This window comes from Thalassospira sp. MCCC 1A02898 (genome assembly GCF_001618185.1).
Lineage (GTDB): Bacteria > Pseudomonadota > Alphaproteobacteria > Rhodospirillales > Thalassospiraceae > Thalassospira > Thalassospira tepidiphila.
This window is the reverse complement of the sequence record NZ_LPXK01000008.1, coordinates 41680-62864: the sequence shown is the minus strand read 5'-3', so window position 1 is coordinate 62864 and position 21185 is coordinate 41680. Positions and strand designations below refer to the sequence as shown.

Here is a 21185-nt window from a genome sequence, read left to right as displayed (position 1 = left end):
GCAGTCACGGTCGCGATATAGGCTGTCCTACAGGCATTTGGCAAGGGATGCGAAACAGGCTATGTTTTCGCCATTGTAAAGATGGGCAAGACCATGTGCAGCCGCTTTGATCTTAACAGCGATATCCGCGCCTTTCAGGTTCAGCTTGGCCTGGAAATGGAAGATATCATTCGCATGCCATTACCCGACGGGTTCAGTCGCAACGGATCAGATGACGAGGACGAAGACGCCGCCTTCGACAGCCTGACAGGTACGCGTCGGCCGACCGATCCGATTGCCGTCATTCTGCCGCATCAAAAGGCCGCCATTCGATACTGGGGGCTGAGTATTCCGGGCATGAACAGCCCGATGATCAATGCGCGCGCGGAAACCCTGACCGAAAAGCCAACCTTCCGGCCACTTTTGAACCGCCGCTGCCTGATCCCGGCAAACGGATGGTATGAATGGCGCAAGGACGGCACGGCAAAGCACAAGAACCGCATCACCCTGCCCGATCATCAACCGTTTCTGTTTGCGGGCCTCGAAAACGGACGTGAAGCCACGATCATCACCTGCGCGCCATCGGGCTCAATCGCCCATATTCACAACCGGATGCCGGCTGTGATCGGCCCGAACCATCTGGCGGCCTGGCTTGATCCGCACATTGCGTTCGAAGATCTGGGATACATGTTGGGCCCGTTGCCCGATCATGTTCTTTCATGGCAGGAAGAAAGGTCGGATCGCCCCGAAACAGATCAGAATACGGGTGCGGATGAGAAAACAAACCAGATTGATCTGTTTTCAAAATAGGCTGCTTGGGCAGGCACGCAGCCTGTCTGGCCCAATCAGTCCATAACTGGGAATAAGATGATTAGTCGCTGTCAACGTCGTTGGCGGCGCATGGTGCCGCATTGCATGACTGCAACGCACCGCCAGCTTGACCAGACAGCAACGCAGCAAGATCAGGCACACCAACATTCGGATTGTTAAGTTCCTGTGCCAGGTCTTCGGACATCGAAGCGAAATCGATGATATCGCGCAATGACAACATGGGTTTTCCCCTGTCAGACGTTGATTTCCCACAATGCGAAACACCTCGTTCATCGGGGTTTCGTCACGTTCTTATTTCTGTAACCCTGTTCCTATTTATCCCGCAACGCAACAAAAAAAGGCGCATCAAAAATGCGCCTTTTCAGTCATATACCATCGGTTAGGTAATATAATTTCGCGATATCAGGCGCTTAAGCAGCCCCTTGGCTTAGTGCATTATCCAAAGCGGCAATGCACATTTTGCCAACATATCCTGCGTCACACCGCCAAGGATCATCTCCTTGAAGCGTGAATGGCTGTATGCCCCCAGAACAATGGTATCGGCACCGCATTTTTCTGCCTCGGAAATCAAGGTATTAGCAACCTGTCCGGTTTCCGTGCTCTCAATCACGGCCGCATCGACTCCGTGCCAGCTGAACTGTTCGGCCAGCGCCTTGGCGCACGCGCGGCCATAGGGAACCTCACCGACACTGACAATCGTAACTTCCTTGGCATTGCGTAGCATCGGCATGGCGGATGTAACCGCGCGCGCGGCCTCAATCCCGCCATTCCAGGCGATCATGACTTTTTCACCAATGGTCGCCGGGGGCACTTCTGGGGCCACCAGGATCGGGCGTCCGGTTTCCATCAGGGCCGCATCAAAGGTCAGCGATGCAGAGGCTTCCTTGGGATCCCGGCCTATCACCACCAGATCAAAAAGACGCCCGCGGCGGGCCACAGTTTCATCTTCGCGACCGCTATCCTTGCGCCAGGCGCAGGTCGGCTTGGCGTCTGCGCTCGGTGTGTTGGACTCTTCAATGCCGGCCTCTTTAACGGCGGCGGCAAAGGATGCCTTTCCGCTGGCTTCGCGCTTTTCGGTTTCGGTGGTGGCAGCCTGGATCATTTCTTCGATGATCAGGCCCGACATGCCTTCGCCAACAATCGGAATGGCGTCTTGTGGTTCGGCCGCGACAAAAAGCGCCTCAAGATGCGCGTTGAATGACTTGGCCAGCTTAAAGGCCGTCGCCATCACACGTTTGTCGATTGCCGTGCCTGCTACCGGTGCCAGAATGGTGCGAATTGCCATGTTAACTACTCCCGCCTGTCGAACAGGTCATTGAACCTGCCTGAAATACCGACTGATGATGCCTTTACTGCCAAGCAGTCTGAGGTCTTTTGCCCCAGCTTTCTTTGTTCAAGATCAAAAATTTGCGAAAGTTATTATTATTCTTATACTTTGTTGGTGTCGGTGGTTGGTGCCGGATCGGTTTTTCTCAATCGACCATGCACAAAATGATTGTAACATGAATGCCAACGATTACGATGACGCTTTAAAGATCGAGATATTATTCTCTTGGGTAGGATACCGGGCATTCAAAGCAAAAATGCAACCTGGTGTGCAGAGTTAAGAACGGGGTTACTCGCGGATGGACTATACGGCACTGCACGAGAATGCACGTGAAGCTGCAGAATTTCTCAAAACGCTCGGCAATGAGTGGCGTCTGCTTATTTTGTGCTCTCTCGGCGACACGGAAAAATCCGTTGGCACGCTGGAAAATGAACTGGGCATCAAACAATCCGCCCTGTCACAGCACCTTGCACGCCTGCGCCGCGAAGGGCTTGTAAAAACCCGCCGCGATGCGCAAACAATCTATTATTCGCTGGCCAATCCCGACATCATGAAGATCATCGCTGTGCTGCAGGACACCTTCTGCCCGCCAGAACCCGCAGTCTAAGGCACACCGATCCAAAATACAAAAACGCACAAGGCGTGATCCCTTGTGCGTTTTTTGCGTTTCGGAGTCTCATGGCTTCCTTACGGAAACAGCTTTTGCGTATCCCAACCGCTATCGGCGTCATCGCGGGTAAACAGCTTGCGGTCATGCAGGCGGAATTTGCCCTCTGCCCAGAACTCGATCCGGTCCGGGACAAGGCGATAACCGCCCCAATGTTCCGGGCGCGGCACTTTGCCAAGGCCAAATTTGGCGGTGAATTCCGCAACCCGTTTTTCCAGATCAAACCGGCCACTCATCGGTCGCGACTGAATGGATGCCCAGGCCCCCAACTGGCTGCCGCGCGGGCGGGAGGCGAAATATTCATCTGACTCGGCGGCATCGACCTTGGCAACCTTGCCCTCGATGCGCACGCACTTTTCAAGCGTCTTCCAGTGGAAACAAAGGGCGGCAAAGCCGTTCTCGGCCAACTGGTCGCCCTTGCGGCTTTCATAGTTGGTATAGAAAACAAATCCGCGTGGATCAAAACCCTTAAGCAGTACAATCCGCGCCGACGGGCGACCTTGCGCATCGGCAGTCGCAAGCGTCATCGCATCCGGATAGGCAGTCTCGACCTTTTTTGCGTCCGCAAACCAGGTTTCGAACATGTCGAACGGGGCATCGTGGGGTTCATGCCCAATTTTTGGCGCATTTTTCTCGTTCATTGCGAAAGGATTTCCTTTGGCTGATTAAATTTGTTGCCGTCAGGACGACATATTTCGGAACTACGGTGGCAGCAACAACGTTGGATCAATATATATACCCAAAGAATATCGGTTGGGACTGTAAAGACAAGATGGGCAAATTAAACATGAAATTCCGTCAGATCGTTATCCCGGTGGTCATGACCGCCTTTATCGCTGGCTGCGCCCAGGATCAGGGTCAGAAGCAAACGGCCGGCACACTTCTTGGTGCCGTCGGTGGTGCCGTCGCAGGCGCACAGTTCGGCAAGGGCAGTGGCCAGCTTGTCGGTGTTGCGCTTGGTACGCTTGCCGGTGCCTTCATCGGCAGCGAAGTCGGCAAGTCGCTTGACAATGCCGACCGCGCCATCATGGCAAAAAGCACCCAGCGCACGCTGGAAGCCACCCCGACAGGTCAAACCACCACTTGGAACAACCCCGATACCGGTGTTCAGGGTACGGTGACCCCGACCCGCACCTATCAGGAACCGAAAACTCAGGAATATTGCCGCGAATACCAGCAAACGGTGATGATCGGTGGTCAGGAAGAAACGGCTTATGGCACCGCTTGCCGCCAGCCGGATGGCAGCTGGAAAGTTGTCAACTAAGCCTTGCTAAAAATCTGAAATGACAGGCGGTGCGATCCTTGCGATTTGCGCCGCCTTTTCATATCTGGTCATCGGTTCGGGCGACAAACCCGCCTTAATCTCATTGTTTCGGATCATATGCGGCAAAATGGTTCATCTTTTGCGGCGCATGATCTAATAATGAACACAACGTGCAAATCACATAACGTGCTTTTAGTTTCTGGAACCGGTCAGTAAATGCAGGATCCCTACAAGACACTTGGCGTCGCCAAAAACGCCAGTCAGGAAGAAATCAAAAAGGCCTATCGCAAACTGGCGCGTGAACTTCACCCCGATGTCAATCCGGGCGATGCCAAAATCGAAGAACGCTTCAAAAAGGTATCGAGCGCCTATCACCTTCTCGGTGATGCGGAGCGCCGCAAGAAATTCGACAATGGTGAAATCGACGCCGATGGTCGCGAAACCAGCCCGTTTGCCCGTGGCGGCGGACATGCCGGTGGCGGCTTTGGTGGTGGTGATCCGTTCGGCGGCTTTTCCGGTGCCAATGCCGAGGACATCTTTGACGAAATTTTCGGCAAGGGACGGGCACGTTCTGGCGGCGGCGGTTTCGGTGGCTTTGGCGGGGAACGCAAACCCAGAAAGGTCAAAGGCCCGAATATCTCCTATGAGCTGAGCCTTGATTTCGCCGAGGCCATCCTTGGCACGACAAAGCGTATCAATCTTGCCAGCGGCAAAAGCCTTGAGGTCCGCATCCCACCCGGAAGCGAAAACGAACAGACCCTGCGCCTTAAAGGCCAGGGCATGGCGGGTATAAATGGCGGCGAAGCCGGTGACGCGCTGATCAAGCTGCATGTCCATCCGGATAAAACCTTCCGGCGCGAAGGCAATGACCTGCATTGTGATTTGGCAATCAGCCTGTCTGAAGCCATTCTGGGTGGCTCCATCGAAGTGCCGATTGTCGATGGCAAGGTCAATATGAAGCTGCCTGCCAACGCCAATAGCGGCACCAAGCTGCGCCTGCGCGGCAAGGGTGCACCCTATGACCGGGGCAACAAACGCGGTGATCAATATGTTCACCTGACGGTCAAGCTGCCCGAAGAGCGCGATGATGAATTGGTCCAGTTCATCAAGGACTGGTCTGAAAAGCACCCCTATAAGGCACGTTGAGGTCACGTTCTGTATGGGGAAAGCAAAAGCTAATAGGAAGTTTCTTGCTCACCATACCACCTGCTGCTTCTGCGGCGGAACGCAGCCAGCCACTGAGGTTGACCATATTCCCTCAAGGTCGTGTTTTGACGAACGACAATTCCCAGAAGGGTTTGAGTTCCCGAGTTGCAATGCTTGCAACTCGGGTTCCAGTTCTGACGAACAAGTTGTCGCAATGTTTTCGAGAGTTTATTCACACCCGGCAGTTCCTGCGAAACCGAATGAAATCCAGAAGTACTTGAAGGGTATATCCAACAATAACCCAGAAATACTTTCTGAGATGTCTGAGGATATCCAGAAAATATCTGATGACACCTATGCCTTGCATCTTGGCGAAAACAGCCACGAGAAGTTTTTATCGGTATTAAGGAAGTGGGCCAAGGCGTTCCACTATAGGGAAACCGGAAGGATTGTCCCAAAGGGCGCTCGTATTTACGCCAATTTCTGGACAGCGGCAAACGCGGACAATATCCCCCAGTTTTGCCTCTATGGGACAGTTCACAAATTACGCCGCTCGGGAAAAAACATTGCAGATCAGTGTGGTTACATAACCAGAACCGACCCAAATGATCTTTCGCTCGGCACATATACTTTTATGTTCCGACGTTCTTTTCTTGCATTGATGATGGTCGATTTTCACGGTCAAGTTCTAGGTGACGAGCTCATTCATCCCTAATGACTGCAAAGTAAATTTTTGAACACACAACCAATGTTGTGCTCTCCAAAATCCTGCGATTTTGCCTCAACAACGATCTAACAAGCTTCAAGTTCTTTTTCGTGTTACCATATTGTTTTAACGGGATTTGTCGCAAAGAACGAAACCGACCATCAGGGACAATATGGAACAGCTCAGCAATCCGGACATCTATTTGCAATGGCTTGAACAGGCAATCGCCTGGATCTCTGCAAATGTCCTGCTGGTCCCGATCCTGATCCAGATTGCTGCCTGCCTGCTTGCCACCATTCCGGCCTTTTTGCTGCGTGGTCGTCTGGCGTCGCTTCTCGCACGCTTGCAGGATTGGAAGCCGCTTTTACCCTATGCCGGGTTTCGGCGCTTTGCGCTGGTGCTGCCCAGTCTTGCCTTCCCGCTGATTTTTGTCATTGCCATCTGGCTGCTTGATGCCATCGCCATTCAGGCTGGCTACCGCCATAACATCATCCGGTTGGTGGCAAGTCTTCTGAATGCGTGGATTGTCATTCGTCTGGCCGCCGCCATTGTCAATGATCCTGTCTGGTCACGCACCATCGCCACCGTCGCCTGGACGTTGGCAGCACTCAACATTGTCGGATGGCTGGAACCAAGTATCGCAATCCTTGACGGGCATGCGATTGAATTCGGCGAGTTCCGCATTTCGATCTATGGCATCATCAAAGCCGTTCTCTCGCTTGCGGTTTTGCTGTGGGTGGCATCCTTTGCCTCGCGCCTGTTTGAACAACGCATCCGCAAGGTCCATCACCTGACCCCGTCGGTTCAGGTCCTGATGGCAAAGCTTCTGAAGCTTGTCTTGCTGTCGATCGCCGTTTTGTTTGCGCTGTCGACCATGGGGGTCGACCTGACAGCACTCGCCGTATTTGGTGGTGCGGTCGGTGTCGGGATTGGCTTTGGTCTGCAACGCATTTTCGCCAACCTGATCAGCGGCGTGATCCTGTTGCTTGACCGCTCAATCAAGCCCGGCGATGTCATTGCGATTGGCGATACCTTTGGCTGGATTCAGTCACTGGGCGCGCGCTATACCGCGGTTCGAACCCGCGATGGCACGGAATTCCTGATTCCGAACGAAGACCTGATCACCAATCAGGTCGAAAACTGGAGCCACTCGGACGTCAAGCTGCGCCTGAAGGTACCAGTCGGCATTTCCTATAACTGCGATCCCCACCTTGCGATCAAACTGTGTAACGAGGCAGCGGCAAAATGCGCACGCGTGCAGGACAATCCCGGCCCCAATACCCTGATGCGCGGTTTTGGTGACAACTCGGTCGATCTTGAAATCCGGTTCTGGATCAACGACCCGCAAAACGGACGCGGCAATATCATCAGCGAAGTTTTGCTCAATGTCTGGGATGCCTTCATCGAACACAATATCGAAATCCCGTTCCCGCAACGCGATTTGCACCTGCGCAGCAGCGATGAACCGATCCGCGTGGAAATGACCCACGCCAAAGCGCCCGGCCGCAACGACTAACTTATGATGTCGGTCATGTCTTTTTGATTGATATCGTCTTGTTTCTCGTGGTCCGGGTCTTTCTCGATCTGTTCGGGGATTTTGTCTTCGGGCCGCGGGGTATCAAGCAGATCACCCACCTTCACATCCAGAACCGTTTTGCGTTTTTCTTCCAGTTCGATCAGGCGTTCACGCATGGCAATCGGCCAGCCGCTATCGGTCTGCACGACCAGCAACCGGTCGTAATCCAGAAACAGGCCAAGGCGGCTCATCAGATCCATCAACGAAATCCGCGACAGGTCGCCCGAAAGCAGCCAGCGATGATTTTCGGAACGATCAATCAGCTTTTCACGCCGCAATGCTGCCAACGCCCAGTTCAGATCACGCCCGCCCAGTTTGACGTCGCGCATCATCCTGCGATAGGTCGGCGGCTTGTCGGCCTCGTGGAAACGACTTTGCAGATATTCCAAAACCCGCAGCACGGCGATAATCCGTTCCATATGCCCCGGCACCGCACCACGCGGATCGGGGATCAGGCCGGCTGCACGTGCCGCACGCCATTCGGACCGCGCGGCTGCCACCTGCGCACCCAAAAGGATCACGATCCAGGTCAGATACATCCACAACAAAAAGATGGGCACAATCGCAACCGCGCCATAAATCGTCTGATAGGTCGGAAATGTCGTGACATAATACGCAAACCCCTTTTTTAGGCTTTCGAACAAAACGGCCGCCACCACGCCACCGGCCACACCATCAATAATCTCGACCGAACGGTTCGGCATGCCGATAAACAGCAATGAAAAGGCCACCGCCGACAGGACAAACGGCGCAAGAAACGTCAGTTGACCGATATGCTCGGCAACCGCTTCGCCGCCCACCAGGTATCGCATGGCAAAGAAATAGGACGCCAGTGACAAGCTCAAGCCCAGCAACATCGGCCCAACCGTCAAAAGCGTCCAGAACACCACAAGGCGCGCCAGAATTTTACGCGGGCTGGTCACGCGAAACACATCGTTCATCGCCCCTTCGATGGCGCTGAGCAACATCACCGCCGTCAGGCCAAGCACGATTGTGCCAATCGCCGTCATCTGTCCGGTATTCTGCAAGAAATTGCCAAGATAGTCTGTAACCTGCGCGCCGGTTTCCGGCAGGAAATTGCTCAGGACCACGGTCATGATCTGGTCCTTGAACTGATCAAAAACCGGGAAGGCCGACAAAACCGTCAGGGCAATCGCCAGAAACGGCACCATCGCCAAAAGCGTCGTATAGGACAAACCGGCGGCACGTTGTATGGATTTGTCATGGACAAAACGCATACCGGCATAGCGCCAGAACGCAGTTCGATCAGCGAGCAATTTCTGAATTTCGGCCATTAAACGCTTATCCCCACGCATTTTCCGGTTATACTGCACCTGATCAACAAGATAGCGTGCCTGCACACGTTATGACAGGTCAGATTGACCTTGGCCGCGCTTTGTGTAGGATGCGCAAAATGTCTAATGCCTTCTGGGCCGGTCGCGGCTTTTCTTGAATGCCTCTACCTGCCAGAGAGAGATCGTGGGAACGAGAGGAAATATGAGCCTGTCCACCGACAATATTTCGGGCCTTATGGCCGGTAAACGCGGCCTGATTATGGGTGTCGCCAACGATAAATCGATTGCCTGGGGCATTGCACGTGCGGCTGCTGCGGCCGGCGCCGAAGTGGCCTTTACCTTCCAGGGCGAAGCCCTCGAAAAACGTGTGCGCCCGCTCGCAGAGTCCGTTGGCAGCAACATCGTTCTGCCATGTGACGTGACCGATGCGGCCAGCATGGATGCCGTGTTCGAGACGCTTAAGGAAAAATGGGGTAAGCTTGACTTTGTCGTGCATGCCATCGGTTTCTCCGACAAGAACGAACTGCGTGGTCGCTATGTCGATACCTCGCCGGAAAACTTCGCACTTTCGATGAACATCTCGGTCTATTCCTTTACCGCGATCGCACAGCGCGCGGAAAAACTGATGACCGATGGTGGTTCGCTTCTAACACTTTCCTATTACGGCGCGGAAAAGGTCATGCCGCACTACAACGTCATGGGCGTTGCCAAGGCGGCCCTTGAAGCCAGCGTCAAATACCTTGCCAATGACCTTGGCCCGGACCGCATTCGCGTCAACGCCATTTCGGCGGGCCCGATGAAGACCCTTGCCGCATCGGGGATTGGCGATTTCCGCTATATCCTGAAATGGAACGAATACAACTCGCCGATGCGCCGTAACGTCACGCTTGATGATGTTGGCGGATCGGGTCTGTACTTCCTGTCAGACCTTTCGACCGGTGTTACGGGTGAAACCCATCATGTCGATTGCGGTTACCACACCGTTGGCATGAAACAGGCAGACGCACCTGACATCACTGTCCAGAAATCCTGATCTGGGCCTGATACGATTTTGCGGGCTGCCCTGATGGGCGGCCCGTTTTGTCTCTTAAATATTTGAATTCTGGATAATCGGTTATGGCTGGCAACAGTTTTGGAACACTTTTCCGCTTCACCACCTTTGGCGAAAGCCACGGCCCGGCCATTGGCTGTGTCGTTGATGGTGTGCCGCCCCTGCTTGAGCTCACCGAGTCCGATATTCAGAATTATCTCGAAAAACGCAAACCCGGTCAGTCGCGCTTTACCACCCAGCGCCGCGAACCTGATCAGGTCAAAATCCTTTCGGGCGTGTTCGAAGGCAAAACCACCGGCACCCCGATCGGACTTCTGATTGAAAACGTTGATCAGCGTTCCAAGGATTATGGCGAGATCAAAAACCAGTTCCGCCCGGGCCATGCCGACTACACTTATTGGGAAAAATACGGTACCCGCGATTACCGTGGCGGCGGCCGTTCGTCGGCCCGCGAAACCGCCATGCGGGTTGCCGCTGGTGCAATTGCCCGCAAGGTACTGGGCGACGACATCAAAATCCGTGCCGCCCTGGTCAAAATGGGTACCAAGGAAATCAACCGTGCGAACTGGGACTGGGCTGAGGTCGATAACAACCCGTTCTTCTGCCCCGATCCCGAAGCCGTTCCGGTGTTCGAGGAATATCTTGATGGCCTGCGCAAGGATGGCTCATCCGTCGGTGCGGTGATCGAAGTCGTCTGTTCGGGCGTTCCGGTTGGTCTGGGTGATCCGGTTTATGACAAGCTTGATGCCGATCTCGCCAAGGCGATGATGACGATCAATGCCGTCAAGGGGGTCGAGATCGGCAATGGCTTTGAAGCAGCCGAACTGACCGGTATCGAAAATGCCGATGAAATGCGTCTGGGCGAAGATGGCAAGCCTGTCTTTGGCTCCAACCATGCCGGGGGGATTCTCGGCGGGATTTCATCAGGTCAGGACATTATCGTGCGCTTTGCCGTCAAACCGACCAGCTCGATCCTCACACCTCGCAAAAGCCTTGATATCTATGGCAAGGAAGTCGATGTCGTCACGAAGGGCCGCCATGATCCGTGTGTTGGCATCCGCGGCGTTCCGGTGGGCGAAGCCATGGCTGCGATCACGCTTGCCGACCACCTTCTGCGCCACCGCGCACAGTGCGAAGGCTGGAACACCAACAAGCATTTTCCAAGCTAATTTTCGGGCTAGTTTTCCGACGCAATCGTAACGGGCGAATATCGCATCACAACTGGTTTCATGCCGCGTCTAAGTGGCATGAACCCGATATTGCTCAAAACCCTGATCCAACTTGCTGCATCAAACAAAAAACCGGCTCCAAGCGGAACGGTTGGCAGTGACGCGCAGCTCAAAAATCGCATCGTCCTGTTTGCGGACGAAGCCGTCGCCCTGCCCGACTGGGGGATTTCAGGGCTGCCGTCCATGATCCTCGGCGCGGCACCGCAGACCTGCCTGTTTGTCAGCGACCTCACTGTCGATGATGACGGCGAGGATAAGGACGACACCGGCACTTCCGATAGCAGCAGCAATGACGCGTCAGATGTAACAGCCAGCGGTTCGGTATCTTTTTCCCTGACCATCAAGGCCCCGCCTGCCGCCGACAGCAGCCTTAAGTCGCGCACCATTGTCTGGAAGCTGACCTTGCCCGTTGCGGGCTTTCGCGATGTGCAAACCGGTGCCAGCACCCCGCCCGTGCACGCCCCTGTAATCAAAACCCGCATCAAGCTGGGCGGCGTTATCCGTGATGTCGAAATCGGACTTCTGGAAATGGGTCCTCTGGATCAACCGCTTCTGATCGGCAAAGACACGCTCTCAAACAAATTCCTGATCCGCCCGGACCGGCCCGAAGATCAGAAGACACCAGCCGCCCCCACGGTTGACCTGACACCACCAGTTGCCGAAGCCGCAAAACCGGACGACAGCAAGGCCGAGGCACGCACGGATAAAGACACGGCCGCATCCCCGTCAGATAAGAGCCCGGAAACTACGCCTGCAGCCACAGATACCAAGGCACCCGACGCAGCCGCCAAGCCAGACACCAACCCGGCGTCTGAAACACCAAATGCGGCACAGGCAGATGCGGAGGCAAGCGACACCGCCAAACCCGCCCTGGATCCGCAGCAATCCTCAGACGGCACGCAATCTTCCGATGCGTCCCAAACCACTGTGTCGCAGGACACTCAGGCAGCGGTAACCGACGATGACGGGAAAACGGCAGATGCTGATCCGGTCCAAGACAGCACATCGTCAGAAGACAGCGACAAACCGGAAAACACGGCGGACGCCGATCCAAACGACAGTTCGAGCAAGCCCGAGCAAGACACCACTACACCAACGACACCAGCGACCCCCGACACACCAACCGCACCAGAACCAGCGGCAACCAGCGCAGACACCCCGAAAGCTCAACCGGCTGAGCAGCAAAACAACTCCGCCTGAAGCAGACCCGAACCCTGAAGCGCCAGACTTCCCTCGCGCCATCCCCTCACGGGTGGCGCATTTTTTTGTCGATCAAAGTAATTTTCGACCAACCTCGCCTTGTAGTTTCGCGCCGCGACCACATCTGTACCTCATAACAAAAAAACACGGTCCCAAACGCGGTTGGGAAAAGGCAAAACCAATGACCATCGATCTGGACTTGGCCGGTCTGTCGCGCAGATCTGCGCTTAAGGGCTGGTTTGCTGCAGGCTCGGCACTTATCGGCAATTCCATTCTTTCACCGGTTTCCTACGCCAGTGACAGAACCCTTCCGGCGACACCAGCCTGCGGGGAAGATATCGGCCCGACACGCGCCATGACCGAAGGCCCGTTCTATAGCGAAAACCCGCCCGAAAAGCCCAACTTCCGAACCGATACCGGCGGCACGCCGGTGACCCTGCTGGGTTATGTGCTGAACTCGGCCTGCACGCCGATTGCCAATGCGATTGTCGATCTGTGGCATGCGGATGCCGATGGCCGTTATGACAATCAGGGCTTTAACATGCGCGGCTATCAGCGCACTGACGGCCAGGGACGCTATTACTTCGATACCATCCGCCCGGCCGAGTATGCCGGACGCACCCCGCATTACCACGTCAAAATCACCCCGCCCAATGGCCGAACCCTGACCACCCAGCTTTATTTCCCGGATGAACCGCTTAACGAGCTTGATCACCTGTTTGACAGCGCGCTTCTGATGAATATGCATCCGGCAAGTGACGGCGAAATCGGTCGGTTTGATTTCGTTCTGGGCTGATTGGCCAGCGCCCACGCATCACGATAACCCGCAGCCTTCCACCATAAGATCCGTATGAAAAAACGTGATTTTTGGTCTTGCGCCCTCGTGTGTCACGCTTTAATGTTAACGAAGTTAACATAAGAAAAACGAGATACGTGCAAATGGGAAAGTATCACCACGGTGATGTCCGGAATGTCCTCCTGCAACAAGCTGAAAACATCCTGACGGACGAAGGCCCGGCTGGTTTGTCGCTACGCCGTCTGGCGCGGCTGACCGGTGTGTCGGAAGCCGCCCCCTATCGCCATTTTGACGGTAAGGATGGCATTTTGGCGGCAGTCGCGATTGCTGCCTTTGAAAGGTTCGCCGAGCAACTTGAAAGTGCTGCGGAAAGTCACCCCGATCACGAAGAACGCATCATGGCTCTGGGGGCTGCCTATGTGCAGTTCGCGGTCGAAAACCCGCAGCATTTCCGTCTGATCTTTGGTCGGGAGCGCCCGCCCCTCGATCAATATCCGGAATTGCGCGATGCCGCCGATAACGCCTTTGACGTTTTGCAGCGTGCGGTCACATCAGTTGATCGCAAGGCCGAAATGACCCTGGCCGAGGCCGCCAGTGCCTATAACCGGGCACTCGCCGCATGGAGCCGCGCCCACGGCATCGCCATGCTGGTAATTGATGGCATGATCGTGCCACCCGCCGATCAAGATCTTTCAAGTTTTGTCCTTGGCCTTCTGGCCGAAGACCTGACCATGCCGGTCAATACCGCCAAAGCCCCTTAACCCCTAACGGGCAGCCGCCTGTTACCAACCGGAAAATCAGATGGAATACGCAACCGTCAAACTCATACACGTCATTGGCGCCATCCTGTTTTTGGGCAATATCATCGTATCCGCCGTCTGGAAAATTCAGGCCGACCGGACCAACAACCCGGTCGTTATCGCCTTTGCCTGTCGCCTGATCAACGTTACTGATCTTGCCTTTACTGCGCTTGGTTCGGCCCTGATTGTGATTGGTGGCATCGGGCTTTTCCACGCGACCGGCATCGCGCTCTCGGAGGCGCCCTATCTGATCTATGGCATTGGTCTGTTTGGCATGGCGGCGATGCTGTGGTTGGTGGGCTTGCTCCCGCTTCAGATCTATATGTCAAAGATCGCGGCCAAGACCGTCGCAAACGCCGAAACCGAAATGCCCGCAAGCTATGAGAAATGCCGCAGACTGTGGAACATGGTCGGGCGGATTGCCATCCTGTTTCCGCTGGCCGCCCTTTATCTGATGATCATGCGCCCCGACTTCTAAGTGGCGGGCGTAACATGCTGCGCCTTCCACCATACGGAAAGCCGTTTTATCTGATTGATCGGCTTTTGGCGCAGGCCCTAAGATGCCGCCAGTTAATTGCATCAAAGAAAACGTCCCGGGAGAAGTCCAATGCTGACCATCAAACGCCTGTCCATTGAGGATGCCTATATCCTGATCGAAGGCGCACGCAACCGCGCCAATGAAATAGGGGTGCCGATGTGCATCGCGATTACTGACGAATCCGGTGTTCTGATCGCGTTTGAACGCATGGATGGCGGCAAGGTCACCAGCACCACCATCGCCCAGGATAAATCCTTTACCGCGTCGGGCGCGCGCAAGGGCACGCATGAATATGCCGCGGCCGCTCAACCCGGCAAACCGGCCTATGGCATTGATAGTGAAATTGGCGGCCGTCTGTCGATTGTTGCGGGTGGCCTGCCAGTGTTCGTTGATGGTGAATGCGTGGGCGGTATCGGCGTCAGTTCCGGCACCCCGCCGCAGGATCAGGATTGCGCCCAGGCCGGCATTGATTTCTTCATGAAGAAAATCGGCAAGTAATCTGATAATCGCGGGTGGAAACCGGGCCTGTTGATCAGGCTGTTTTCCGCCCGCAAATCAGAAACTCGACATTGCCTTCGGGACCGGTGATCGGGCTTTTGGTAATGCCCAGCACTTCCCAGCCCGGAAGATTTGCCAGCCAGTCGGAAATCGTATCGCAGACTTCCTGATGCAATTCGGGTTCGCGAACGACCCCCTTTTTGCCAACACGCTCCTTGCCGACTTCAAATTGCGGCTTGATCAGCGCAATCAGATATCCGCCATCCTTGACCCGCTCCATACTGGCCGGAAGCACGGTACGAAGGCCAATAAAGCTGGCATCGCAAACAACGATATCGATGGCATCAGGGATCTGTTCTTCGGTCAGGTGGCGCGCATTGGTCTTTTCCATCACCACAACGCGGTCATCATTGCGCAGCTTCCAATCAAGCTGCCCCTGCCCGACATCAACGGCATAAACCTTGGCCGCCCCGTTCTGAAGCAGAACATCGGTAAAGCCACCGGTGGAGGCGCCGACATCAACCGCGATAAACCCGGTCACGTCGATCTCGAACTCTGCCAACCCTTTTTCAAGCTTGAGCCCGCCGCGTGACACCCACGGATGGGGCTGCCCGCGCAGCGTAATGGAAATGTCTTCCTTGCACGGCATGCCCGGCTTATCGAGCCGTTGCTCGCCGCTAAAGACATTGCCTGCCATGATATAAGCCTGCGCCTTGGACCGGCTTTCCACCAATCCACGTTCCACAAGCAACTGATCCAAACGTTTCTTTGCCATGAGCGCGTTTTAACGTACCCGCCCAAAAAGGTCACGCATTTGGTGTCGTCTTTGAACCGGAATCAGCTAGCCAGCGGTTCGAGGTATCCGCGCGGCACAATCGCCAGAAGATCATTAAGCGACTCACCCTGAACCGCCACATGCTGCTGCATCAGTTTGCCGGCTGTCTCGGCCTCGCCGTTGGAAATGGCACTGAGGATATCGGCATGTTCATTATTGGATTTTTTCACACGCCCCGGACGGTGCAATTGCAGGCGACGATAAGGTGCCAGTCGGTTGCGCACATTCTTGGTCTGACGTTCAAGAAAACTGTTGCGGCATCCGGCATAGATCGCCTCGTGGAAGCGGACATTGGCCTCGTAATAGGCGTCAGCATCAGCATGGTCCTTGAGCCCGTTGCACTCTTCGGACAGCGCAATCAGGTTTTCGATATCCACACGCGGCATGCGTCGAGCCGCCAGCCGGGCACACATCGCTTCAAGTTCTGCCATGACTTCGAACATTTCAATCAGTTCGGCAACCGTGATCGAGGCAACAATGGTGCCGCGGCGTGGCATGGTCGCAACCAGTCCCGAACCGGCAAGTGTCTGAAGCGCCTCACGCACAGGCGTACGTGAAACACCGAACCGTTCGCTTAAAGAACGCTCGTCAAGTTTGTCGCCAGGCTTGAGCACACCGGTCACGATATCGCGTTCAAGTTTCTGGACCAGATCGGTGGCAAGCTTTCCGTTTTGCGACATGTGGGACCTCGTTTTTCGTCACTTACTGGTATACCAGAACACATATTCTGGTACCAATCAAAGCCTTTTCGATGCTGCTTTGCGATGATTCCCTGCTGCATCGCAAAAGTTCAGGCCCGGTTTTCCTAAATCCCCCGGCAAATACTAGGGCGCGGATTTGTGGCACTGCAAAATGACGTTCTGGTATACAAAATTGCATGGACAGCATGCCAGAAATCTGTAACGCTTTCTTCCAATGCGAAAACCGCATCAATAATAAGACGCGCAAAAAGCCGTCAAAATGCATTCAAAACGCATGCTTCATCCGGGAGGATAAAGATGAAGATTTTCAAGAAGACTCTTACGGCGTCTGTTGCCGCCATCTCCATGTCTGTTGCTGCCTTTGGCATGTCCGCATCTGCTGGTGCCGAGACGCTCAAACTGTCTCACCAGTGGTCGACCAGCGACATCCGTCACAAGGTTGCACAGATCGTCGCCGATGAAGTCAAAGCCGCAAACGTTGATCTGGAAATCCAGATCTTCCCGTCCGGCTCCCTGTTCAAGGCAAAAGAACAGTGGACCCCGATGACACGCGGGCAGCTCGACATGATCGTTTATCCGCTGGCCTATGCCGGTGGTCGTGTTCCGGCAACCAACCTGACCCTGATGCCGGCACTGGTCAAAAACCACGATCATGCCAACCGCATCAACGAATCCCCGTTCATGGCTAAAATCGAAGAACTCCTGAACGAAGATGGTGTTGTAACCGTTGCCAAGGGTTGGCTGGCCGGTGGCTTTGCCTCGACCAAGGGCTGCATCCGCAAGCCGGAAGACGTAAAAGGCCTTCAGATTCGTGCCGCCGGCAAATCGTTCGAGCAGATGCTTGAAGGTGCCGGTGCATCCATCGCCGCCATGCCGAGCTCGGAAATCTATCCGGCCATGCAGACCGGCGTTCTTGATGCCACCAACACCAGCTCCTCAAGCTTCGTTTCCTATCGTATCTACGAGCAGGTCAGCTGCTACACCCCGGCCGCAGGCAACGCACTGTGGTTCATGTATCAGCCGGTCCTGATGTCGAAGAAAAGCTACGACAACCTCAATGATGCGCAGAAAGAAGCCCTGGCTGCTGCTGCGAAAAAGGCTGAGGAATACTACACCACCGAAGGCCGCAAGCAGGACTCTGACAGCATCGACGTCTTCAAGGAAAACGGCGTTGAAATCGCCGAACTGACCGATGAAGACTTCGCTGCCTGGCAGGCTCTGGCCAAGGAAACCTCCTACAAGAAGTTCGTCGAAGAGACCCCGAACGGCCAGGAACTTCTTGATATGGCACTTGCAGTCGAGTGATCGGTTCTTGACGTGAAGTGATGGTGGTGCCGGTCTGTCCGGCACCACCGCATTCCTCAAAATACAAAAATATAGACCAATACGGTTCCGTCAGAGGAGAACGCGCGTGTCGAACGCCATGTCCCCGCACCCACTTCCGATTGATCTGCCAGACGATTTCACGCAGACACCAAGTGCGTCGCATTCCGTTAAATCAGATATGCCTCCCCCGCCTGATGTCGAGCCGATCGACCATCAAAACGCCATGGCCGCAAACCGGTCCCAGGCGCCAAAGGGCCCGCTTGATGGCGTCATTTCTGCCATCCATTTCTTATCGCGCATTTGCGGGATCGCATCGGCAAGCATGTTTGCCATTGCGATGCTGATCATCTGCCAGCTGGTTTTCATGCGCTATGTGCTCAATGAATCCACCGTCTGGCAGACCGAAGCCGTCATCTTCCTGATGATCGGCGCGACACTGGTCGGCCTGCCCTATGTTCAATTGCTGCGCGGTCACGTCAATGTTGACCTGTTCCCGATGTACCTCAAACGCGGCGCACGCATGACCCTTGCCATCCTGACCCTGTCATGTGGCATGGCGATCAGCGCACTGTTTGGCTTCTATGGTCTGGAACTGGTGATCGAGGCTTATGAAGGCGGCTGGTTGTCTGAAACCATCTGGGCCGTCGCACTCTGGAAACCTTACACCGCGCTGCCGATCGGCTTTGGCTTGCTGTTCTTGCAATTCTTTGCCGATTTCCTGTCGCTTATCACCCGCAGATCGACACCGTTCGATATTCGCGACGACATTTCCTAAGGAGGCCGCATCATGGATCCCTTGCTTCTTGCGGCCGTTGTCGGCATCGCAACCACCCTTGTTCTTTTCTCTGGTATTCCGGTCGGCATTGGCCTGCTTCTGGTCAGTGTTGGCTTCATCATCACCTTTGATGGCACCGGATCACTGCCGCTGTTGCCGGAAATCCTGTTCGGCAAACTCGAAAGTTTCGAAGTTCTCGCCATCCCGATGTTCATCCTGATGGGCGCGGTTGTTGCCTCGTCTCGGGCCGGTGGTGACTTGTATTCTGTTCTTGATCGCTGGCTGACCCGTATTCCGGGCGGGCTTGTGATTTCAAACCTTGGCGCCTGCGCGATCTTTTCCGCCCTGTCGGGTTCGTCGCCTGCCACCTGTGCCGCAATCGGCAAGATGGGCATCCCGGCGATGCGCGAACGCGGCTTCCCCGATACGGTTGCAGCCGGCTCAATTGCCGCTGGCGGTACGCTGGGCATCCTGATCCCGCCAAGTGTCACCATGATTGTTTACGGGATCTCGACCGAAACCTCGATCGGGCGTCTGTTCCTTGCCGGTCTTCTGCCGGGTCTTCTGGTCACCGCCCTGTTCATGGCCTGGTCGCTCTATTCGACCTGGCGTCAGGGTAACGCCCAGGTCGCCCTTGGTGTTGTCAAATACACATGGAAGGAAAAGTTTGAAATCCTTCCGCGTGTTCTGCCCTTCCTCGTCATCATCGGTGCGGTTCTGTTCGCCCTTTATGGCGGTGTTGCGACACCTTCGGAAACGGCCGGTGTGGGTGCACTGTTCTGCCTGATCACCGCGATGATCGTTTATCGCATGTGGAAACCGGGTCAGCTTTGGAATGTCATGCGTGACACCACCAAGGAATCCGTGATGATCCTGCTGATCATCGGGGCTGCCGGCCTGTTTAGCTACATGCTGTCGTCGCTGTTCATCACCCAGTCGATTGCACAGTGGATTTCCGCCCTTGAGGTCAACCGTTGGGTTCTGATGGGCTTCATCAACGTGTTCCTGCTGATCAGTGGCTTCTTCCTGCCGCCGGTCGCGGTCATCCTGATGAGCGCACCGATCCTGCTGCCGGTGATCATCAATGCCGGTTTCGATCCTTACTGGTTTGCCGTGATCCTGACGATCAACATGGAAATCGGTCTGATCACCCCGCCGGTTGGTTTGAACCTGTATGTAATCAATGGCATTGCACCCGACATCCGTCTGCAGAGCATCCTTAAGGGCGCCTTCCCTTACGTGATGTGCATGATCGCAGCGATCATCATTCTGTGCTTCTTCCCGCAGATCGCCACCTGGCTTCCGGAAACCATCATCGGAGGACGCTAATGTCAGGCATGTCTGTCAAAAGCTGGCTTTCAAGCATTGCCGACCGTGGTCGCGAACTGCTTGATCTGCCTCTCTCGACCCCGCAGGACCCGCTCAAGCAGCTTGGCGCCATGTGCAAGGACCTTGTTTCGCAAAAGGGCGAGGCACGTGGCACCGCGGCTGCACGCGAAGTGGTGCGGCTTTGGGAAAACCTTCCCGAAGAAGACCATCTGGCCTTCTTCCGGATGATGCAAAATGACTTTAGCGCTGATCGCGCCAAGGTCACCAAGGCCGCCGAGGCCTTTGCCAAGGACCCGTCCGAGGCAAACCTCGCCGTCCTGACCCAAACGTCCGAGCCGATCCGTCAGGAACTGCTGCGCAAGATCAACATGGCACCGGGTGGCACGCGGGCCATTGTCGATATGCGTGAAACCCTGATTGCACTTCTCAAGAACAACCGCGACCTTGAACCGCTCAATGCCGATATGCAGCACCTGCTGACCAGCTGGTTCAACCGTGGCTTCCTTGAGTTGCGTCACATTGACTGGGATACCTCGGCGGCCATCCTTGAAAAACTGATCCGCTATGAGGCGGTCCATGAAATTCAGGGCTGGGAAGATCTGCGCCGTCGTCTGGCAACCGACCGGAAATGCTTTGCCTTCTTCCATCCGGCCATCCCCGACGATCCGCTGATCTTTGTTGAAGTCGCCCTCGTGCACGGCTTGGCTGATAGCGTTCAGGCGCTTCTGGCCCCGGAAATCGATGAAAAGGCACCGGAAACCGCCAACACGGCGATCTTCTATTCGATCAGCAACTGTCAGGCGGGCCTTAAGGGGATTTCGTTTGGCAACTTCCTGATCAAACAGGTGGTCGAGGAACTCAAACGCGAATTCCCGCAGCTCAAACAATTTGCCACCCTGTCGCCCATTCCGGGCTTCATGGGCTGGCTGCGCACCCGCCAGAAAAGCAAGGCCGACGACGCCGAACTTGCCGGTCAGGTGCTGGACGGGCTTAGCGAAGACGACTGGATCAACGATCCGATCAAGGTCGCCAAGCTGCAAAAACCGACTTTGGCGCTGTGTGCCACCTATCTTGCCACCTGCAAACGCGGCAAGTCCCCGCTTGATCCCACTGCCCGCTTCCATCTGGGCAATGGTGCACAGCTTGAACGCCTGAACTGGCTTGGCGATACCTCCGAAAAGGGTCTGCGTCAGGCGGGCGGCATGATGGTGAACTACGCCTATCACCTCAATGATATCGAGAAAAACCACGAAGCACTGATGAATGACGGAAAGATCGCCACATCGAAATCCGTCGCACAGCTTGCCGGAATTTAA

Annotated in this window: 23 protein-coding genes; 17 read left to right on the top strand and 6 right to left on the bottom strand. The window is 55.2% G+C overall.

Annotated elements, in window-relative coordinates; genetic code table 11:
* The first annotated feature begins 93 nt into the window (after nucleotides 1-93).
* Nucleotides 94-789 carry an SOS response-associated peptidase gene (locus AUQ41_RS05785; protein ID WP_063087275.1) on the top strand — a complete coding sequence of 232 codons (696 nt, stop codon included), beginning with the start codon at nucleotides 94-96 and terminating at the stop codon, nucleotides 787-789.
* Between the two features lie 61 nt (nucleotides 790-850).
* Here the strand turns inward: AUQ41_RS05785 and AUQ41_RS05780 are convergent, their stop codons facing one another.
* Together AUQ41_RS05780 and AUQ41_RS05775 are read right to left on the bottom strand one after the other, a co-directional pair.
* Nucleotides 851-1030 carry a hypothetical protein gene (locus tag AUQ41_RS05780; protein ID WP_063087136.1) on the bottom strand — a complete coding sequence of 60 codons (180 nt, stop codon included), beginning with the start codon at nucleotides 1028-1030 and terminating at the stop codon, nucleotides 851-853.
* A gap of 207 nt (nucleotides 1031-1237) precedes the next feature.
* Complete coding sequence (locus tag AUQ41_RS05775; RefSeq protein WP_063087135.1) at nucleotides 1238-2095, bottom strand: universal stress protein; 858 nt, start codon at nucleotides 2093-2095, stop codon at nucleotides 1238-1240.
* 340 nt (nucleotides 2096-2435) lie between these two features.
* Between AUQ41_RS05775 and AUQ41_RS05765 the strand changes: the two genes are divergently transcribed.
* Entirely contained in the window at nucleotides 2436-2744 is a 309-nt protein-coding gene (locus AUQ41_RS05765; RefSeq protein ID WP_008891308.1) for a helix-turn-helix transcriptional regulator, read from the top strand.
* 80 nt (nucleotides 2745-2824) lie between these two features.
* On the opposite strand, the gene pdxH is transcribed toward AUQ41_RS05765, so the two are convergent.
* Nucleotides 2825-3445 (bottom strand): pyridoxamine 5'-phosphate oxidase, encoded by a 621-nt coding sequence (gene pdxH / locus AUQ41_RS05760; RefSeq protein WP_008891307.1) that lies wholly within the window; start codon nucleotides 3443-3445, stop codon nucleotides 2825-2827.
* 146 nt (nucleotides 3446-3591) lie between these two features.
* Between pdxH and AUQ41_RS05755 the strand changes: the two genes are divergently transcribed.
* The 4 genes from AUQ41_RS05755 (at nucleotide 3592) to AUQ41_RS05740 (ending at nucleotide 7436) form a co-directional block, all read left to right on the top strand.
* Nucleotides 3592-4068 carry an RT0821/Lpp0805 family surface protein gene (locus AUQ41_RS05755; protein WP_008891306.1) on the top strand — a complete coding sequence of 159 codons (477 nt, stop codon included), beginning with the start codon at nucleotides 3592-3594 and terminating at the stop codon, nucleotides 4066-4068.
* A 216-nt stretch (nucleotides 4069-4284) separates the two neighbouring features.
* A complete protein-coding gene (locus AUQ41_RS05750; protein ID WP_063087133.1) occupies nucleotides 4285-5214 on the top strand; it encodes a DnaJ C-terminal domain-containing protein in 930 nt (309 codons plus the stop codon).
* A gap of 13 nt (nucleotides 5215-5227) precedes the next feature.
* Nucleotides 5228-5929, top strand: a complete 702-nt coding sequence (locus tag AUQ41_RS05745; RefSeq protein WP_157092638.1) for a hypothetical protein — start codon at nucleotides 5228-5230, stop codon at nucleotides 5927-5929.
* A 163-nt stretch (nucleotides 5930-6092) separates the two neighbouring features.
* A complete protein-coding gene (locus AUQ41_RS05740; protein WP_063087131.1) occupies nucleotides 6093-7436 on the top strand; it encodes a mechanosensitive ion channel family protein in 1344 nt (447 codons plus the stop codon).
* Here AUQ41_RS05740 and AUQ41_RS05735 read toward each other — a convergent pair.
* The gene (locus AUQ41_RS05735; protein WP_063087130.1) at nucleotides 7433-8791 is read right to left on the bottom strand and encodes a YihY family inner membrane protein; all 1359 of its coding nucleotides are present in this window, start codon (nucleotides 8789-8791) and stop codon (nucleotides 7433-7435) included. The genes AUQ41_RS05740 and AUQ41_RS05735 overlap by 4 nt on opposite strands.
* A 202-nt stretch (nucleotides 8792-8993) precedes the next feature.
* Here AUQ41_RS05735 and fabI point away from each other — a divergent pair, with 202 nt between their 5' ends.
* The 7 genes from fabI (at nucleotide 8994) to AUQ41_RS05700 (ending at nucleotide 14903) form a co-directional block, all read left to right on the top strand.
* Nucleotides 8994-9824: an enoyl-ACP reductase FabI gene (gene fabI, locus AUQ41_RS05730; RefSeq protein ID WP_008891298.1), complete on the top strand. Its 831-nt coding sequence runs from the start codon at nucleotides 8994-8996 to the stop codon at nucleotides 9822-9824.
* An 83-nt stretch (nucleotides 9825-9907) separates the two neighbouring features.
* Nucleotides 9908-11011, top strand: a complete 1104-nt coding sequence (gene aroC / locus AUQ41_RS05725; RefSeq protein WP_063087129.1) for a chorismate synthase — start codon at nucleotides 9908-9910, stop codon at nucleotides 11009-11011.
* 60 nt (nucleotides 11012-11071) lie between these two features.
* Nucleotides 11072-12271 carry a hypothetical protein gene (locus tag AUQ41_RS05720; protein WP_063087128.1) on the top strand — a complete coding sequence of 400 codons (1200 nt, stop codon included), beginning with the start codon at nucleotides 11072-11074 and terminating at the stop codon, nucleotides 12269-12271.
* 181 nt (nucleotides 12272-12452) lie between these two features.
* Nucleotides 12453-13067: an intradiol ring-cleavage dioxygenase gene (locus AUQ41_RS05715; protein ID WP_063087127.1), complete on the top strand. Its 615-nt coding sequence runs from the start codon at nucleotides 12453-12455 to the stop codon at nucleotides 13065-13067.
* A 143-nt stretch (nucleotides 13068-13210) separates the two neighbouring features.
* Nucleotides 13211-13828, top strand: coding sequence for a TetR/AcrR family transcriptional regulator (locus AUQ41_RS05710; RefSeq protein WP_063087126.1), 618 nt, complete (start codon nucleotides 13211-13213; stop codon nucleotides 13826-13828).
* A gap of 40 nt (nucleotides 13829-13868) precedes the next feature.
* Complete coding sequence (locus AUQ41_RS05705) at nucleotides 13869-14345, top strand: DUF2269 family protein (protein WP_063087125.1); 477 nt, start codon at nucleotides 13869-13871, stop codon at nucleotides 14343-14345.
* 129 nt (nucleotides 14346-14474) lie between these two features.
* Nucleotides 14475-14903, top strand: a complete 429-nt coding sequence (locus AUQ41_RS05700) for a heme-binding protein (RefSeq protein WP_008891292.1) — start codon at nucleotides 14475-14477, stop codon at nucleotides 14901-14903.
* 34 nt (nucleotides 14904-14937) lie between these two features.
* Here the strand turns inward: AUQ41_RS05700 and AUQ41_RS05695 are convergent, their stop codons facing one another.
* Together AUQ41_RS05695 and AUQ41_RS05690 are read right to left on the bottom strand one after the other, a co-directional pair.
* On the bottom strand, nucleotides 14938-15678 hold the full coding sequence (locus AUQ41_RS05695; protein ID WP_063087124.1) for a TlyA family RNA methyltransferase: 741 nt from the start codon (nucleotides 15676-15678) through the stop codon (nucleotides 14938-14940).
* Between the two features lie 62 nt (nucleotides 15679-15740).
* Entirely contained in the window at nucleotides 15741-16418 is a 678-nt protein-coding gene (locus AUQ41_RS05690; RefSeq protein ID WP_008891290.1) for a GntR family transcriptional regulator, read from the bottom strand.
* 318 nt (nucleotides 16419-16736) lie between these two features.
* On the opposite strand from AUQ41_RS05690, the gene dctP reads away from it, so the two are divergent.
* From dctP to AUQ41_RS05670, 4 genes are all read left to right on the top strand, one after another.
* Complete coding sequence (gene dctP / locus AUQ41_RS05685) at nucleotides 16737-17744, top strand: TRAP transporter substrate-binding protein DctP (RefSeq protein ID WP_063087123.1); 1008 nt, start codon at nucleotides 16737-16739, stop codon at nucleotides 17742-17744.
* Between the two features lie 106 nt (nucleotides 17745-17850).
* Entirely contained in the window at nucleotides 17851-18540 is a 690-nt protein-coding gene (locus AUQ41_RS05680) for a TRAP transporter small permease (RefSeq protein WP_008891288.1), read from the top strand.
* A 12-nt stretch (nucleotides 18541-18552) separates the two neighbouring features.
* Nucleotides 18553-19869, top strand: a complete 1317-nt coding sequence (locus AUQ41_RS05675) for a TRAP transporter large permease (RefSeq protein WP_063087122.1) — start codon at nucleotides 18553-18555, stop codon at nucleotides 19867-19869.
* On the top strand, nucleotides 19869-21185 hold the full coding sequence (locus tag AUQ41_RS05670; RefSeq protein ID WP_008891286.1) for a malonyl-CoA decarboxylase: 1317 nt from the start codon (nucleotides 19869-19871) through the stop codon (nucleotides 21183-21185). Before AUQ41_RS05675 ends, AUQ41_RS05670 begins: the two co-directional genes overlap by 1 nt.